At 46.4% G+C, this 18,383-nt stretch carries 12 protein-coding genes and 1 tRNA gene; 4 read left to right on the top strand and 9 right to left on the bottom strand.

The window, feature by feature from the left end:
- The 4 genes from QUB39_RS21775 to QUB39_RS21790 all read left to right on the top strand — a co-directional run.
- The coding region (locus tag QUB39_RS21775) for a DUF3987 domain-containing protein (RefSeq protein ID WP_333210976.1) at positions 1 to 2,989 on the top strand (2,989 nt) is incomplete at its 5' end.
- Positions 2,990 to 3,111: 122 nt separating this feature from the next.
- On the top strand, positions 3,112 to 3,405 hold the full coding sequence (locus QUB39_RS21780) for a hypothetical protein (protein WP_333058045.1): 294 nt from the start codon (positions 3,112 to 3,114) through the stop codon (positions 3,403 to 3,405).
- A 135-nt stretch (positions 3,406 to 3,540) separates the two neighbouring features.
- Positions 3,541 to 3,834, top strand: coding sequence for a hypothetical protein (locus QUB39_RS21785; protein WP_333058044.1), 294 nt, complete (start codon positions 3,541 to 3,543; stop codon positions 3,832 to 3,834).
- Positions 3,835 to 3,866: 32 nt separating this feature from the next.
- Positions 3,867 to 4,145 carry a flagellar alpha dynein gene (locus tag QUB39_RS21790; RefSeq protein ID WP_333058043.1) on the top strand — a complete coding sequence of 93 codons (279 nt, stop codon included), beginning with the start codon at positions 3,867 to 3,869 and terminating at the stop codon, positions 4,143 to 4,145.
- A 183-nt stretch (positions 4,146 to 4,328) separates the two neighbouring features.
- On the opposite strand, the gene QUB39_RS21795 is transcribed toward QUB39_RS21790, so the two are convergent.
- The 9 genes from QUB39_RS21795 to QUB39_RS21835 all read right to left on the bottom strand — a co-directional run bounded on the left by QUB39_RS21795 (position 4,329) and on the right by QUB39_RS21835 (position 18,264).
- A tRNA-Gly gene (locus tag QUB39_RS21795) sits at positions 4,329 to 4,399 on the bottom strand.
- Between the two features lie 151 nt (positions 4,400 to 4,550).
- Positions 4,551 to 6,650: an excinuclease ABC subunit UvrC gene (uvrC, locus tag QUB39_RS21800; protein ID WP_333058042.1), complete on the bottom strand. Its 2,100-nt coding sequence runs from the start codon at positions 6,648 to 6,650 to the stop codon at positions 4,551 to 4,553.
- A 116-nt stretch (positions 6,651 to 6,766) separates the two neighbouring features.
- Positions 6,767 to 7,519: an amino acid ABC transporter ATP-binding protein gene (locus QUB39_RS21805; RefSeq protein WP_333210979.1), complete on the bottom strand. Its 753-nt coding sequence runs from the start codon at positions 7,517 to 7,519 to the stop codon at positions 6,767 to 6,769.
- A 161-nt stretch (positions 7,520 to 7,680) separates the two neighbouring features.
- A complete protein-coding gene (locus QUB39_RS21810; RefSeq protein ID WP_333058039.1) occupies positions 7,681 to 8,877 on the bottom strand; it encodes an amino acid ABC transporter permease in 1,197 nt (398 codons plus the stop codon).
- 133 nt (positions 8,878 to 9,010) lie between these two features.
- Positions 9,011 to 9,532 (bottom strand): DUF29 family protein, encoded by a 522-nt coding sequence (locus QUB39_RS21815; RefSeq protein WP_333058038.1) that lies wholly within the window; start codon positions 9,530 to 9,532, stop codon positions 9,011 to 9,013.
- 175 nt (positions 9,533 to 9,707) lie between these two features.
- A complete protein-coding gene (locus tag QUB39_RS21820) occupies positions 9,708 to 10,922 on the bottom strand; it encodes an ABC transporter permease subunit (protein ID WP_333313965.1) in 1,215 nt (404 codons plus the stop codon).
- Between the two features lie 297 nt (positions 10,923 to 11,219).
- Positions 11,220 to 12,305: an amino acid ABC transporter substrate-binding protein gene (locus tag QUB39_RS21825; RefSeq protein WP_333058036.1), complete on the bottom strand. Its 1,086-nt coding sequence runs from the start codon at positions 12,303 to 12,305 to the stop codon at positions 11,220 to 11,222.
- A 317-nt stretch (positions 12,306 to 12,622) separates the two neighbouring features.
- Positions 12,623 to 12,850 (bottom strand): hypothetical protein, encoded by a 228-nt coding sequence (locus tag QUB39_RS21830; protein WP_015178453.1) that lies wholly within the window; start codon positions 12,848 to 12,850, stop codon positions 12,623 to 12,625.
- 308 nt (positions 12,851 to 13,158) lie between these two features.
- Positions 13,159 to 18,264, bottom strand: coding sequence for a PAS domain S-box protein (locus QUB39_RS21835; RefSeq protein WP_333485160.1), 5,106 nt, complete (start codon positions 18,262 to 18,264; stop codon positions 13,159 to 13,161).
- Between the last annotated feature and the right edge of the window lie 119 nt (positions 18,265 to 18,383).

Consider the following 18,383-nt stretch of genomic DNA (forward strand, 5'->3'; position numbering starts at 1 on the left):
CGAAAGAACGGCTTTTGCATCTATCCACATTCAACTCGCTGTGGGCGAGCTAAATTTCGTGTACAACAATTCTACTCTGATCGGCGGTCAAGTTACAAGTGTTCGCGGAAATCTTATCAGCAGCAGCAAGTCTAATCCTTGCCCGGTCTGTGGACGTACCAAAGACCGCGACTGCCGTATTAGCCACGACGGGAAGATGGTTCTTTGCCATCAAAACTTCGACCACACCAAAACTCAGCAGCCTGACCTGTGGCACTTTGACGGCACAAGTTCTGATAGCCGCTGCGGTGTGTACGTTCTTAAAGAAAAAACTACCAAAGATATCCGACCCAAAGGTATTCGCTACTGGGACTATCCCGATCGCAATGGTTCCCCTTTGGCACGTGTAGAACGGGTTGATGACGGTGAGGGTAACAAGAAAATTAAGCAGCAACGCTGGGATAAAGATAAAAAACAATGGCTGTACGGGCTAGGTACAGATAAGGATTTAAACAAGGTTGCCCGTGCCAATATCCCGGTTTACCGCTATGCCGAAATCAGAAAGGCGATCGCAAACAACGAAACGATTTACCTTGTGGAGGGTGAACCTTGCGCTGACTTACTGTGGAAGCTTGGGCTAGCTGCGACTACCAATATCGGCGGGGGCGGTAAATTCACACTTACCGACTCCTTAGACTTGCAAGGTGCAAAGCTGATTGTCATAGTCCCTGACCGGGACAAAAAGGGAATCGAACACGCAGAGAAAGTTGCCGAACACTTCCCTGATGCTTTGTGGCTTTACCCATTCCCAGAGAGTAAAGCTTGGGAAAATTTGCCAGAGAAGGGCGGGCTCGATATTTTCGACTGGATTACGCACGAGAAACTTTCGGTCAGCGACATAACAGCGGCGATCGGAGAGAAGAAAGTTTTTGAAGTTCCCCGGCAAGCGCAAAAAGTTGTCAGTCATCCAAAGTTTGAAGTCCCCAACCTTTCCGAACTAGCGGTCAAAATTGACGAACTGCTTGACTCCGATTTAAAAAGGTCGCAGCTTCAAATCAAAATCTCAGAGCTGGCTCAGACTTATCGGCTGGCTCCGGCTGATGTCTGGAAAATTTACCGCGACAGTGAACAAGAGTTAGAGCAAGAGGTCAACAGGGAAGATTTGGCCGCAGAGGTTACACGGCTCCTGGACTCAAAAAAATCTCAGATAAATATTGCTGAAATCATCCCTGTGGGTTTAGCGGCGCCAATCGAAAAACTGGCAAAAATGCTGAACCTAAAACCGGAGTGTTATCTCACAACTCTGCTGACCCAAATTTCCAGCCTCTTTAAAGTTGGGAGCGAAATCAAACTCCGCAATGACACAAACTACCGCGTCACTCCTAATTATTTTGCTGGCATTGTTGCTGAATCCTCCCAGAAAAAATCTCCCATCATGCGGGAAATTATTGATCGCCCGATGCAGCCATTGCGGGAACAGGCAAGGAAGGAATTTGAAAAAGCACAAGAAGCTTACGAGAGGGAATTAGCAAGTTGGAGAGCGGCAAAAGGAGAGGATAAAGGTGTTGCCCCAAAACCACCACGCCAAAAACTTTACTCTTTCTCGAAGACCACAGGAGAGGGGATTCTCTATCAAGTAGCTGAGCATCCCGATCAGGCGCTGATGTATCGGTGCGATGAACTGGCGGGGCTGTTTAAGTCTGCAAACCAGTATCGGGGTGGCAAAGGTTCCGACGATGAAGATTTACTCGAATTTTGGAACGGCACAGGCAGCACAGTTCTAAGAGCGTCGGGAGTTAAAGCCGACCTAGACGGGTTGTTACTGTCAGTGTTCGGGACAATTCAGCCCGACGTGCTCGCAAGCTTACTCAAAGATTGCAGCGACTCTAACGGAAAGTTTGCTCGGTTCGATTTTGTGATTCAACCGCTGGCTGCATCGAAATTATCCCTAGAGGACAGCGGAAGCTTTGATCTAACTCCAATACTTAGCAGTCTTTACCAAAAGATTGATGCACTGCCAGCACTAAAACTAGAGCTAGAACCCGACGCCAAACGCTACTTTACAGAGTTTTACAACAAGGCAGAGGATAAGCGGGTTGCAGAACCTATGCAAGGTAAACGGGCGATGATTGGCAAGGCGCCGGAAAAAGTGGGAAAGCTTGCCGGAGTCCTTCACACACTCAACTGTATTTTTAACGACCAACCCGTCACGCCCCGCATCCCAAAAAGTATTGTGCGAGCAGCAGTTAAATTTGTGGTTTTCACCGCAAACCAGATTGACGTGCTCTACACAGAATTCTCCGATCGAACTGCACTGGCCCCTAATTTAGTAAAAATTCTCGCTCTGGCAGAAGCCAAGGGTGGGACAGTTTCTGCACGGGATGTCACCCTAGCTTTCAATGCCAAACATCGACCTAGCAAGCAGCAAATTCAAGAATGGTTTGCAGAGTTGGTCGAGATGAAGTATGGGGAGACTACAACAAAAGGTCAAAGAATTTCATTTACCCTGTGTCCACAGTCCACAGTGTCCACAGTAGCGTCAAACCATGACGCAGAAAGCGATACACGTGTCCACACTTCCCTATTCACGGTGTCCACAGTGTCCACACTTAAAGAGGCAGATAACGACAAAAGTGTGGACAAGTGTGGGCTCACTGTGGACACCAGTGTCCACACATTTAAACCCTTACTAGACAACACTTTGAGTGCAAGTGTGGACACTGTGGACACAAAATCGGCATCTTTAGAAAACTCAGAAACATTAATGATGAGCTGTACTACAGAAACCGCTAAATCTACAGCAACCTCTGCCAAGAAGCCTAGAACTTTTGAGATAGGCGATCGGGTTGTGGTCAAGGATGTCGGCGGTCTCTATCAAGGAGCACGAGGCGAGGTCGTGGACAATATCTACAGCAGCCGTGGTAGCACTAGCTACTTGGTCAGGTTCGATAAGCCTGTCAGAAACGTTCGGCAATTCGAGTTTGAACCTTCTGACCTGATGAAGCTTTAAGTCTGGTTTGAGCCAAAAACCGCTGCTAGTAGGCTTTATGTCTACTAGCCTTGTAGACAAAATGTTGACAGTGTAGACAGACATCATTTATTGTAGACAAATACTGTATACAGGTGTCTACAATGAGTCAAAGTCAAGTCGTATCGTTCAGGGCTTCCGGTCACTTTCTGAACTGGATAGAAGCTCAGAGACTAGAGGGTGAGTCAGTAAGTCAAGCTGCACAACGCATTCTCAAGGAAGTCTCAGGCACGTCTACAGCGGTGGCTACAGAGAGTGACACAAGCCTCGTGTCTACAGTGACCGCCAAAAGTGTAGACCTACTGATATCCGATCGCATTGCCCCACTAATTCAACGAATAACTGTCATTGAAGAACGTCTGGAACAACTCGGTGCTAACCAACTAGACGACTACTAGACAGGTGCTAGCATCTAACTAGACAATCACTAGACGACTACTAGACAGGTGCTAGCATCTAACTAGACAATCACTAGACAATGACTAGACAAGGTGCTAGTATCTAACTAGACAATCACTAGACAGGTACTAGACATGACAGACAGATGCCAGCTTAACTTGAGATTGGACGGCCGCCGAGACTTGCTCGAAACCATTAAAGATGTCGCAGCCGCAGAGGGTTTGAGCGTCAATGCTTGGGTAGTGCGAACTTTAGAGCAAGCGGCCAACCAAGCAATAGCGGCGCCGCTAACCCAACCTCAAACACAAGTGTCCGAAATTTCGGACATCGAACCAGTGCTAGACAAACTGCTAGACAACAAACTAGACACTCTGCTAGCGGCTAAGTTAGCAGGGATTGAAGAACGCTTGGGAAAATTGAGTGCCTGAGTGACGGCAACGATGAATCACTCAGGCAGGAATTGAAAGCGGCCAACAAGCAGCTTGCAGAATGGGATAAAGAACTGAATCAGTTACACGAGCGCAACGGCGATTTAGGGCTGAAGGTTCAGATGTTGGAGCAAGAGCTCAAGGAAGTGCAGCGCGATCGAGAAGCAAATAAAAACTTGGCTCCGACCGTCGCAGATTTTCCAGAGCCAGCCGACTTGCTCAACCAGTTGAGAGCGCAGCGCGAAAGGTCGAAGGCTGACATGGATGATATGAAGGCAGTTTTGGACATATTGGCACACACAGGGACTTGATTGTCTCCAAAATTGTCTCCAAAATTGTCTCCAATTTGTCTCCAATTTGTCTCCAAACAGCCCGTCTTTGTCTCCAAATTGTCTCCAAATTGTCTCCAAAACGCCTTGTGCAACCATAGAGGCTAAGCCCTAGAAACGCCAAAACCCTTGATTTCTCAAGGGTTCTAGGTTTTTATAGACGCAAGCGGGCAGCGGGAATCGAACCCGCATAGTTAGCTTGGAAGGCTAAAGTTTTACCACTAAACTATGCCCGCGCACAGAAACTAAACATACCACAAGTCTCTGGGGATTGCAATAGGCCTGTGCAAAATTTTTGAATACCTCCCTCACAGTGGCTGAATCGGGACTTGCTGCCCGATCGCCCCCTCAACCCAAAAATCCCCGTCTCCGATGCTGGGTAAGGCTTTACGGATGGAAATAATCGTAAACTTGCTGCGCCAGACGCGGCCCAATCCCAGAAACTTCTGCCAACTGTTCGGGAGTCGCTAAACGGAGATAGTCGATCGACCGAAAATGTGCCAACAATTGTTTTTGTCGGTGGTGTCCCAATCCGGGAATTTCATCAAGGCGCGATCGCTTCATTCTCTCGCTTCTGCGATCGCGGTGAAAACTCACAGCAAACCTGTGCGCCTCATCCCGCACCCGGCGCAATAATTGTACCCCCGGCTGCTCAGAATTAGTTGGCAGCGGCAAAGATTCCCCCGGCAAAAATATCTCCTCTCGCTGCTTTGCCAAACTGACAACGCGCAACTCTTCTAGCAAATTCATCTCCCGCAAAACAGCCACAACTGCTGACAGTTGACCTTTGCCGCCATCTATCATAATTAAGTCGGGTTTGTCCGAGATAGTACGAGAAACGGAGGATAAATTGCTGATTTTTTTCGATTTTCCTAAATCGCTAAATTCTTCTTCCTTATTCGTTCTATCCGTTATAAAATCCGTTGCCGAACTTTCTTCTTCCTTCAATCCTCGGAATCGGCGACCGATAACTTCTGCTAAACTAGCAAAATCATCAGAATGACCCGATTTAATTTCAGGATTTTTAATTTTGTAATGGCGGTAGTGTTGATTGGCGGGCAAACCGTCAATAAATACCACGCGGGAAGCTACGGCGTCAGAACCTTGAATGTGAGAAATATCGTAACCTTCAATGCGGCGAGGAACTTCTGGCAAATCGAGAATTTCTGCTAAATCTTCCATTGCTTGAGAATTGCGATCGCTCAATCTTTGCATTCTCGCCAATTCATACTCAGCATTGCGTTCCACCATCTCAATCAACTCAGCCTTAGTTTGCCGCTGCGGAGTCAAAATGGTAACTTTTCGCCCCTTACGGTTGCTCAACCAATCTGCTAATATTTCCGCTTCTGGCAATTCATACTGCACAGAAATTTCGCTGGGAATTTCTACGGATTCAACATTTTGATAGTGTTCTTCCAACACCCGCTGTAAAATCGCTCCGGCCTCTACCCCCCCTCGTTCCCCCCCTTGCCAAGGGGGGGAGGAAAGAGAAAGTTCAGATAACTCTTGCCCATCTTTTACAAGAGATTGAGATAACTCTTGCCCCCCCGCTTGTAGGGGCGGTGCCCCCGTACCCGCCCTGGGTTGGGAGGGTATTTCCGCCATAAATCCCAATCTTCCGACCAGTTGACCGGCGCGAATTTGGAACAATTGGACGCAAGCGTGCTGGGTGTCGGCCGCAAGTGCGATCGCATCTCTGGAAACCGTATCGTCGGGCAAAGACACTTTTTGACCCGCACTCAAAGACTGCAAACCCTTAATTTGATCGCGAATGCGCGCCGCCGTTTCAAAGTTTAAATCTTCGGCAGCTTGTTCCATTTGCGGCGCTAACAAGTCGAGCAATTCCTGAGTTCTTCCCTGGAAAATCATCGCTACTTTTTGGATTATTTTCCGGTATTCTTCAGGCGAAGTTAACCCTTGACAAACGCCAACGCAGCGCCCGATGTCGTAGTTCAAACAAGGACGGTCTTTAAATAGCGGTTGAGGGCGCTGCCGCAGGGGGAAAATTCGCTTAATTAAATGCAGCGTACTCCTCAGTGCCCCTGTATCGACGTAGGGGCCGTAGTAGCGGTCTTTTGCACTACCGGCGCGGCGTTTGCGGGTGATAAAAATGCGCGGGTATTCCTCCGACCAAGTGATGCACAAATAAGGATATTTTTTATCATCTTTGAGGAGTACATTAAAGTAAGGTTGGTGCTGTTTTACGAGGTTTGCTTCTAATGCTAAAGCTTCCGCTTCTGTATCGGTGGCGATGAATTCTATTTCGCGCACTTGCTGCACCATCATCGCGATGCGGGGACTGAGATTTTGGCTTTCGCGGAAGTAGGAACGGACGCGGTTTCGGAGTTTTTTGGATTTGCCGATGTAAAGGATGCGATCGCTCTCGTCTCGCATTAAATATACACCAGGAACCGCCGGGATTTCTTTGAGGCGACTTTCTAGGCGTTCCGAGTCTTTAACTAACGGCAGAGTTTTTGTGGATGGCATTGCAAGCTATCTCAGCAAAATAGAGACTGATTGTACACTCTTTTATTTTACCTTAATTATGTCTATTTTGACGGCTGCGACCGTCGCCAAACCCACCGACTACACTTGAAAATCTGTTACAGTATCTGAGATAAAAACTTGCGGGTGCGTTCTTCCTTCGGGTTCTGAAAAAACTCTTCTGGTTGGGCTTCTTCCACTAAAACACCGCCATCCATCAATACAATGCGATCGGCAACTTCGCGCGCAAACCCAACTTCGTGAGTCACCACCACCATTGTAATTCCTGTTTGAGCCAAATTTCGCATTACATCTAAAACTTCCCGCACCATCTCCGGGTCTAATGCTGATGTCGGTTCATCAAACAGCATGATTTTAGGCTGCATTGCTAGAGAACGTGCAATAGCGACCCGCTGCTGCTGTCCTCCAGACAACTGTCCGGGATATTTTTTTGCTTGTTCCAAAATGCCCACTCTTTCTAAGAGTTGCATTGCCACTTCTTCGGCTTTTTTCTTTGGCCAGCGGCGCACCCATACTGGCGCTAGCATGACATTTTCCAAGACTGATAAGTGGGGAAATAGGTTGAATTGCTGAAACACCATTCCTACTTCGCTGCGAATTGTCTCAATGTTGCGTAAGTCGTGGGAAAGTTCGATTCCGTCGATCGTAATTTTACCTTGTTGGTATTCTTCTAAGGCGTTGAATGTGCGAATAAACGTCGATTTTCCCGAACCAGATGGCCCCATCACCACAACCACTTCACCTCGGTTTACGGTCATGCTGACGCCTCGCAGTACGTGAAATTGTCCGTACCATTTGTGGACGTTTTCTGCTACGATTACCTGTTCTGGGGTTGTGGGTTTAGTTTGCATAGTTTGTCCTTTAAATAATGACGGATAATTATTGCCTGATGACTGTTGACTACTTCAGCGGAGGGGGGTTTATATATATTTGGGTTGGGAGGGGGCGGGTTTATATATATTTGGGTTGGGAGTTATATTTTGTTGGTGAACCCGCCCCTACAGACTGCGGACTAATGACTTTTTTCTAAAGTTCGTTCTATTTTGCGGCTTGCTAGGGAGATTGAGTAGCAAAATATCCAATAAATGATGCCGACGAATATGTAAACTTCGGCGTATCTGCCGATATAGGATGGATTTGCTAAAACTGCGCGGGATATTCCGATTAATTCTAACATTCCGAATAGAGATAGCAGGGAAGTATCCATAAATAATCCGATGAATTGACCGCCGATCGCCGGAATGACTATTCGCAGTGCTTGAGGCAGTACAATGAGAATTGTGAGTAGGGGTGTATTGAGTCCGATCGACCTAGCTGCTTCTATTTGTCCCCTGGGCACGGCCTGCAAGCCACCGCGCACGTTTTCCGCCAAGTATGCCGCACTAAATAAGGTTAATCCAGCAATGGCTCTAATTACTCTATCTAATTTCGGATATTCGGGCGGCAAGAAGAGTTGCAGCATCACTTGACCTAAAAACAAAATGCCAATTAAGGGTAAACCGCGAATAATTTCAATATATAATGTTGATAACAGTCTCACAACGGGCAAAGAACTTTGTCTGCCGAGTGCTAGCAATACTCCCAAAGGAAAGGAAAGCACAATACTAATAACTGCTAAAAAGAGCGTCAGCACTAAACCGCCCCAATCATTTGTTGACACTTCTGTCAAACCCAACCCGCCTTTAATTAGCCACAAAATTATGGGGAAGGAAAGAGCCCACATTGCAGGTATCCAACTCATTATTTTAGGGTTAATTTGTCTCCCCGTCCAATAGCTAGCAGCCGCTACAATAATATTGGCTAGCAGGTAAAAACGAGAGGTTAGGTCGATCGGCGAAATGACAGCACCCACAACTGCAGCACCAAGTATAATTAGTAAAGGCGGATTCCAAAGACGTTCTTGCCGCTGAATGTTTCCCCAAGTTAATCCTCCCAACAAGGCAATTATGGCCGTTACTATCCACAGCCGCCAGTACGATTCGCGGGGAAATCTTCCTGCGAAAAATAGTGGCAAGTTGGCTTCTAATACGCGCCATTGAGCTTTTGTTGTTGCCCAAACGATAATTCCTTTAATAGTTTGGAAGGCGATAATTAGGCAAACTACTGTCAGAATGCTGTTGTACCAGGTACTAAATAAATTTTTGCGCGCCCAATTCCAAGGGGTAGGCGATTCGGTGGCTGGGGGCGGTAATATGGGGAGAGTTTCCATCTAGCGGTTTTCAATCCTATATTTTATTAACCCGCGTAGGCGGGTTTTGTTTGTGTAGACGCGATTTCCAATCGCCAGGGGTTTTGTTTGTGTAGACGCGATTTCCAATCGCCAAGGCTAAAAAAAATCCTACTTATTTTCGCCGATTTATCCAATCTTCTCCACCTGGTAACTGACTTAAATGCTGGGCTAACACTGCTGGTAAATCTTTGGCGGAATGGATATAAGTCAAGTTCAATAACCTCACAGCAGTCTGAATAATCAGGTTTCTATCCATCATCTCTGCAAGTTGAAATTGACTATAAATACCATTCAATACTTCCTCCGCCGCCTCTGCAATCGCATCCTCAATCACCTCCTCCTCTATAAAACTCTCCCATTCATCAGAATTGATGTAATAAGATGTTTTATTATCTTTAATATTTGCCTTCTTAATTTCTCTGATTGAATTGCGAATCGAACTAGCCCAAGAACCAGTTAATCGCTGTTCAACTTGATTTTTAATCAAGTGAATCAGCAAAACATTTAAAAAAGATTGGATTTGTCGCAAAATTGCCTGTTTGCTCATTCCATCTAACTCATCGACTATTGCCAAAGCATCCGTATACCTTCCTTCCACTATGCTTTTTCTAAGAGCAATTAATTCTTGTGTCATTTGATGTTCCTCAAGTTTGATACTAGCAAAAAAAAGATAGTTGTTGTTGGTTATTTTTATTATTGTTTAGTCGTCAATTCACAAGTTTTCGTTACTCGGTCTCAGCTAAAGTCACTGTACGCCATTTAACGCGCTCTCCTTTGATTCCAATTAAAATAGATTAAATTTCAACTATTTACCTTTCCTTGATTTGTACAGTTTTATTGTACCAATTCATGAACAGAGAAACTATCAAACTAATTGTTAGATATGTTACCATGATAATTAACATTGCTTCGATCGCCCGACCGGTCTGATTCAACGTCGGAGATCCCACCACAAAATAAACGTCGGGATAAGCAACCGCAACCGCTAAACTCGAATTCTTAGCTAAATTCAGATACTGACTGGTTAAAGGCGGCACAATCACCCGCAAAGCTTGCGGTAAAATTACCATCCGCATCATTGTTCCAGACTTCAGCCCCAAAGACTTTCCCGCTTCCCACTGGCCTTTCGATACTGACTGAATTCCGGCCCGCACAATTTCTGCAATGTAACTGCCAGTATACAAGCTGAGTCCTGTCACCAAGGCAGCAAATTCTGGAGTGAATTTTAATCCTCCTTCGAGTTGCAATGTTGGTGTCAGGCGCGGAACATCTAGACGAAAAGGCAGATTTTTGGTGATAATCCAAGCTAAGATTGCACTTAGCCCGATCGCACCTAGAGCCCAAAACAACTGTCTTCCCGGCTTAGCTTCTTCCAACATCACCCGCGCCCGCCACATCCACAGCCCAGCGGCAGCCAAAACTCCGACAGTTAGCAAAATCAACCAAATCTCAAAACCCGGCAAAGCCACCGCTGTTGGTACAGCAATGCCGCGATTTGTCAAGTAAATCGGCCCCCTCATCTGCTGATTGTCTTCGAGTTTTGGCAGGGAAATGAAAACGGCAAAATACCAGAAAAATAATTGCAGCAATAACGGCGTATTTCGCAAAATTTCTACGTACAAACCAGCCAAACTCCGCAGCAGCCAATTGTCGGAAAGGCGCGCAATTCCTACAGTCAAACCCGCAACTGTTGCAAAAATAATGCCGAGACCCATCACCCGCAGCGAATTAATTAAACCGACAAAATAAGCTTGTCTGTAACTATTTTCGGGACTGTAGGGAATCACGCTTTCGCCGATGTCAAAGGATGCTTGGGAATTGAGAAAGTCAAATCCAAATGCAATCCCCAGTTGCGAGTAATTGGCACTGAGATTGTCCGCGAGAATGGCGATAACAATTATTACTAAAATTAGGGCGATCGCCTGTACGGCAATTTTCCAGAAGCGATCGTCCCGCAGCAGTTTTGATATATCTTTAAAATTGGGAAATCTCTGGGCTTTGCCCGGTTGAGGTTCTGGGTTCATAACTTAAATTATATTTGATAAATCTGCTGGCAAATCCAGGCGAGATTGAGCTTTGGTGCGTGATATCGTTTCCGGTTGCATCGGAATTATTTAACCGCAGAGGGCGCAGAGAACGCAGAGGGAGAGAATACAGAGATGAATTATTCCGATGCTACCGGATTTGATATGACTTGATAGTTACTCGATTGGCGAGCGGGATTTTTCAAGTCACGCACTCTACATAGCTTTGGTGCGTGACTTGATAGTTACTTGATTGGCGATGGGGATTTTTACCGTCACGCACCCTACATAGCTTTACTAGCGGAATGGCGGCGAGTAAAGCAAACCGCCATCTTTCCAGAGTCTGTTTTGACCCCGTTCTAACTTGAGTGTACTTTTGGGGCCGAGGTTGCGATCGTACATTTCCCCGTAATTCCCCACTTTCTTCACAACGCGGACGGCGTAGTCGTTCGGGAGTCCGAAACCTTTACCTAAATCTCCTTCTGTTCCTAGCAAACGTTTGATGTTCGGGTCTGTAGTGCTTGCCACAATTTGGTCTACATTTCCTGAATTAATTCCCAAATCTTCAGCTTCAATCGCCGCGAAAACGATCCATCTCACCGCATCAGCCCATTTAGGATCGCCGCTTTTCACCGCTGGGGCTAATGGTTCTTTTGACATCACGATCGGCAAAACAACATTATTCTCGGAATTCGGCAGAGTTGTCCGCTTAGAAACAAGTTGCGATCGATCGGCAGTAACACCTTGACAGCGACCTTCTTGATAGGTAGCAAAGGTAGCATTCACATCTTCAAACACCACAGGAGTGTATTTAATTCCTAATTTTCGCATTTGGTCGGACAAATTTTGTTCGGTGCTCGTACCTGTCTGCACGCAGATAGATTTGCCCGCAAAATCTTTTAAACTTTTGATGCCGCTGTCTTTTTTGACCATGATGCTTTGAGAGTCATAAAAGATCACCGGGGCAAATTCCAGTCCGGTAGTGCTGTCGCGACTCGCGGTGTAGGTGGTATTTCGGCTGAGAATGTCGATTTCTCCCGCCTGCAAAACTGTAAATCTATCTTTAGCATTGAGCTTTCGGTACTCGACTTTTTCGGGATCGTCAAATATTGCCGCCGCCACAGCCCTGCACACATCCACATCCAGTCCCGAATATTTGCCTTTTTCGTCTACAAAGCTAAAACCCGGCAGTTCGCCACTGATGCCACAAATCAGTTTGCCCCGGCTGATAATTGTATCTATCCGGCTGGAACCTTGTTGCGAGTTGCCGCCTGCTGCAGTTGTTGCTGTTGTTTGTCCGGTTTGTGCCGATCGATCCCTACAAGATGCCAACGGTGCCACAAACAACACACTTGCTAGTAGCAGAAATCCCCATTTACGCATAGATTTTAATAGAACGCTTTCCTGACAATCCTACCTTGTAGCTGTCAGAACTGTGGCGATCGGCGATCTACACAGCTTCCGGTTTCAAATTAGCCGTTCTGCATCCGTTGCTGCACAGCGACAACTGCCCCGACTACCCGCCTGTTTTTTTTGAGCAAGCTGGGAACCCAAAGTTAGAAACCCGGTTTCTGGCTGGAGGTATGGTCGTCAAACCTCAGATTTATCCCTGAAACCCGGTTTCTTTTCTGCTATTTCTGCCCAGCGCGAGCGATCGTCGCCCTTCCCTGGAATATTTATCCGATTTTGATTGAATCCGCTCACAGTAGCTCTGGTGCCAGCCGCTGCTCAGCTAAATCGCGGATTAGGGAAAGCCGAGACTGGATGTATTCGTCCAACAAATCTGCTTCTTTGCCATTGAGCGCAGAGTTTGTCTTTAACTGCTTCAGCAGCCACTGTACCAGGGTGGCATCGTCTAAATTGACTAACAGAGTAGCTTGGGTGGTCTCAATTAATGACCAGAGTTGGCGTAACATGACTGGAGTCATAAAACCTCGTTGAGCGTAAATACGCACTTAATGGGCGGGGATAGCGAAAAGCTGGTCTTGGTGTCTCAAGCCGATAGACGAAAAGCACCCTCTGAGCCATCGGCTTAATGATTATTTTATATTTGACCACAATAACTTAAGACAGTAGTGTCGCAAGTTACAACACACAAGATGTTATAAGAGTTCCCAATTCCTTCACATTGAGATAAACATCTTGATAAAAGATTAACAATCTTTACACGCGCTCGCTCGCGGGGCTGCCAATATCCGCGATCGGGCTCCACGGGCCCGGTGCACAATAAAATTGACTACTCGGTAGCCACAAACTTTTGAACCCTCGCCAGAATTATTTCTAATTCAGCAATGATTTTTGTAGCCCCCTCCAAATCATTAGATTCAGCCAGACTTTGAAGCCGATCTGCCATATCGGGCATTAACCGCACCGCCGCCGTAGCGCTGACACCTTTAATTTGATGAGCGTGGCGGGCGAGTGTCTCCATATCTCCCAAGGCGATCGCCCCCTTAGCAGCTTCTAAATAACTACCAGTATCCACCACAAAAGTTTGCAGTATTTCCCGCTCAAACTCTACATCAGCCCCCGAAATTTCGTGCAAACGTGCCATATCGACTACCGATTCGATATCTGGTTCAGAGTTTTGAAGTTCCTCGGCCTTAAACTTGGGATTTCCAATTTTTAGTTTGACCGACCAATTTGCTAGTACCGATTTTAACTTTTCGATCGCAATAGGTTTGCTAATATAATCGTCCATGCCCGCCGCCAGACACTTTTCCCGATCGCCCTTCAAAGCATTCGCCGTCATCGCAATCACCACCGTCTTTTGATGTGGTTCCATCTTCCCAGCAGCATCTGCCGCTTCCCGGCGGCGCAATTCCAGCGTTGCTTCGTAACCGTCCAAAACCGGCATCTGACAGTCCATCAACACAATGTCATACTTTTTCTGAGCAACCATAGATAGCGCCTCTGCGCCGTTATTGGCGACATCCGCAGTGCATCCCAAAACTCTGAGTTGATTGAGACCAACTTTTTGATTGATAGGAGTATCTTCAACTAACAAAATCTTTAAACTTGCTAACTCCCGGCTGTCAATAGCTGAGGCTCGATTCGACGTTGAATTTGCCTGCGACTCATCAATCAGCGTCATCGGGGCGATCGCATTCGCCAAGCAATCAAATAGTCGGTGAGCTTTCACAGGTTTAGTTAAATACCCGCTAAAACCGCTATCTACCAAGCGTTTCGCCTCTGCAAGCTGAGTCATTGAAGTCAGCACCACCCAATGCGTCTGCTGCATTGCCGGCTCAGAAATCCTCAAGCGTTCGAGACTTCCGGCCACCATTTCCGGCAACTGAATATCAACCAAAACGATATCGTAAGGGGAATTAACGCTAACAGCTTTGTACAGAGATGCGATCGTCATCCAACCGTTTTCCACCTCCTCAACTTCCATTCCCCACAAAACAGCCATTCTCACTAGCACTTTTCGCACAGTCGGCTTGTCGCTGGCAACTAACATTTTTCGCCCCGCCAGCACCGTTTCAAAATTCACTTCGCACGCTGTCCCGACAGCAGTTAAATTTTCCGTAACTGTCGGCACAGTAAACCAAAAAGTCGAGCCTTTGCCAGGGGTACTTTCCACACCGATTTGCCCACCCATTAACTCCACCAACTGCTTAGAAATAGCCAGCCCCAAACCTGTGCCACCGTATTTTCTTGTCGTAGAGGCATCAACTTGAGTAAAAGATTGAAACAGCTTTTTTTTGTCTTCGGGAGCAATCCCAATTCCTGTATCTGTTACTTTAAACAGCACGAGCATAGAGTCACTGTTTTCTATTTTCAACGGCTCGATATTCTCTAAAATTCTCTGATTATCGGTGGCTGCCAATAACTCAGGATTACTAGCATTAGCAACCTCAATTACCACTTCTCCTGCTTCTGTAAACTTAATAGCATTGTTGATCAAATTAGTGAGTATTTGCCGCAACCGCGCTGCATCACCTTTAATTTGCACCGGCACGTCACTGTCAATCAGTGCCACCACTTCTATACCTTTTTCTTGTGCGGGAGTTGCCAACAAATCCAGCACTTCATTCATACAGATACTGAGGTTAAATTCTAGTATTTCTAAGCGCATTTCTCCGGCTTCCAGTTTGGAGAGATCCAGAATATCGTTAATGATGGAGAGTAAATTTTGACCGCTGAGTTTCAGCGTCTGTACAAAGTCAAGCTGTTCGGGAGTAAGATTCGTTTTCAGCAGCAAATCTGTCATCCCCATCACTCCATTCATCGGAGTACGGATTTCGTGACTCATATTTGCTAAAAATAGCGACTTCATTCGAGACGCTTCTAGGGCTGCTTCTCGTGCCTGCTGCGCTTGTTCAAAAAGAGTAGATTGCTGAATGGCGATCGCCAACTGCACGCTCAACCTTCCCAGCAAATCCATCTCAGAATCAGTCCAAACCCGCGGAGCGCTGCACTGATGGGCAATCAGCAATCCCCACAACCGATTTTGACTCGTTTCCAAACTCCTTCCCGGCAGTTCACTTCGAGTTTCAGGCGAATATTCTGCTGCCAAACCCTGACTTTCATCGCCTATAAAAATTGGTACAACTACATTAGCCCTTACCTGCAAACTAGCGAGTAAATCTCGGTGTTCATCGCTCAAATTGGCAGTATAAATATCTGCCATTGCTTGAATTGTTCCTGGACTGTACAGCCATACAAAATTTTCCCCAAAGGATGTTCTTTGAACTTTTCTGCCCAGCAGGGGCATCCAATCATCCCCTACAGATTCCACAACAACAACCGCTGTTTCCTCGGAATCAAAACGATAAATTATCGTGCGGTCAGTTGCCAGCAACTGCCGCACTTCTTGTACAGCAGTGCTCAGAGTTTGAGTGAGGTTGAGAGACTGCCGGACTCGCTGGGCGATCGCCGAAACCAGCCGTTCTTGTTCTGCTTGTTCCCGCAGCATTCTCTCAGCTTGCTTGCGTTCGGTGACATCGCGAATTACCGCAGCAAAGCACAGCGGCTCAGTGGTTTGAGGGTGCTTGACCAGAAAAGCATTCATCACAACATCAATGGGCTGTCCGGTGGCCAAGTGCTGCATTTGACCTTCGCCTTGCCACTGGCCCTGACTGATAATTGTTGGTAAAATCTCTTGACTGAATTTCTGTTGAAAATAGGGCCCAATATAATCCCAAATCTCCGTATAAAGCACTGCCGAAAGATTCTCTACCCCCACCAGTTTTCGTCCGGCTTCGTTGACAAACAGCGTTTTGCCTTTCAGGGTAGCCATACTGATAAAATCGCTGCTGTTTTCAATCAGCGACACAAATTTTTGCCTTTCTTCTTCTCCTTTTTTGCGTTCAGTAATGTCGCGCTTGACGCAGACGTGACAAATTACATCGTCGGCGTTGTTAATCACAGAGTATGCCGCAACGTCGATCGCCAGCGTGTGGCCTTTTTTAGTGGAGTTAATAATTTCGCCCCGAAAACTTCCTGTTTTTGCTAAACTTTGGGCAATTGCCAAAAAGCGATCCCCCGCAACCAGCGGCGAAGCTTCTGCTTCTAATTCCGCGTCTGTGTATCCTAGAAGCGTTTGGTGAGCAAGATTTTGTTCGACGAAAAACCCGTCAGCATCGATAATAACGATCGCATCGTTGGAGTTTAAAAATATTTCTCGGTAAAGTTTTAGTTTTTCCTCAGCTCGCTTGCGTTCGGTGATGTCTCTTTTGACATTTACGTAACAAACTACATCCCCAGCATCATTTAAAACCGCAAAAGCCGAAACCTCCACCTCAACTGTTCCTTCTTCCACAGCCTTAATACAGGTCATTTCGCCTCGGTAACTCCCAGTTTCTGCCAAGCTTTGCAGCACAGACGTAAATGCCTGTTCTCCCATGTGAGTTGCAGGCGTTTTTCCCCACAATTTAGACGAACTGTAGCCCAGCAAAGCAGTGTGAGCTTGATTTGTTTCTAAGTAATAGCCTTGGGGGTCTAAGATCGCGATCGCATCGTTGGATTTCAAAAAGATTTGTTGATAAAGTTGCAGCTTCCGTTCAGCTTGTTTCCGGGCGCTAATATCCGTGAACAAGCCGTAGTAAACTATCTCCCCCGATGCTTGAAATTCTGGCTGGGAAGCTCCTTGCACCCATTTAAGTTTTCCCGACGGAGTGACAATTCTTCCTTCCCACCGCCAGGGCTGCAAATTTTCAGCAGAAAGCGTCACCGAGTTGAGAAAATCATTTCGATCTTCGGAATGAATCATGTCAACAATTACATTAAAATCCTGCTGAGCAGCCTCTGGTTCTATTTCATACAATTCTCGGCAGCCCGCGCTCACAAACGAGAAAGCCATCGAGCCGTCTGGATGTAAGTCAATTTGATATACCGTACCGGGTACGCTAGCAGTAATTTTTTGCAGTTTGGCTTGGCTTTGATTCCTGGCTTCATCTGTGGCCTGCAATTGACCAATCTCTCTAGAAAAACCCAAAACCCCAAATATATTACCCTCTGCATCGCACAGTGGCACTTTTTGCGTGTCAAAGATGTGCTGTTTGCCACCTTCAAAGACGATCGCCTGGTAGGGATTGTGAACCCTCTCCCCAGCCAGCACAGCTCGATCTTCCTCGCGGATGCCCCTAATTGAGTTGTTGCGATCGCCAAAGACTAATTCGGCACAAAACCCTAATTCAATATCATCTTTGCCGATTATTTCCTCAACATTTTTCCCCACATATTCCGCAAAACTTTGATTGACAAAAATGTATCTAAAATTTTTATCTTTCGCAAAAACTCTGTCCGGCGCATCGTCCATTACAGCCCGCAACAATAGTTCTTGACTTTCCGAATCCAGAGCAAAATTAGTTTTTAGTTTATCCTTGACACTGGTCGTTTTAGCTGCTAATGTATTTAACTGTTTTTTTGCACAAATTTGAGCGACTGTGTGGAGCAAACAAAGGTGTTCCAAATTAAAAGCATTTGCCTGCTCTGCACCAATGAAAAATACTCCCAACCATTCTTCACTTTCATCCAGGTTGGCTGGTGCCATCAATACCGACTGAAACTGAGCAATTGGTGGCGGAGCGATGTTGTGCGCCCAGTCCCGATTGCCGGCGAGCCATTCAGCGCGAGCAACCTGCAAGCGCTCTTCAATTTCGGCTTTGGCGCTAGCAGTTAAGGGCTGTGAGTGTTCCAGGTATAGTCGATCGTCCGGTGGCGTCAAAAGGGCGATCGCCGCGCCAGGAATGAGGCGATCGAGATATGCCAGACACGCAGACCAAATTTCATCAGCACTGAGACTGGTTTGAACTTTTGCAGTAAGTTCGTTGAGAACTTGCAGTTCCAAGGTACGCTGGCGGACTTGTGCTTTGAGGCTGGCGGCTAGGATTTGCATAGTGCTCACCACGCTGGTTTGCTTATATTATAATTATTGATTTTTTAAATTTTTCAAACAATCATCTTAAAATACATCCGCCGAAAAGACAACTTTTTGATATTGAAATTACCTTCAAC

It is taken from the genome of Microcoleus sp. AT8-B5 (assembly GCF_036705565.1).
GTDB lineage: Bacteria > Cyanobacteriota > Cyanobacteriia > Cyanobacteriales > Microcoleaceae > Microcoleus.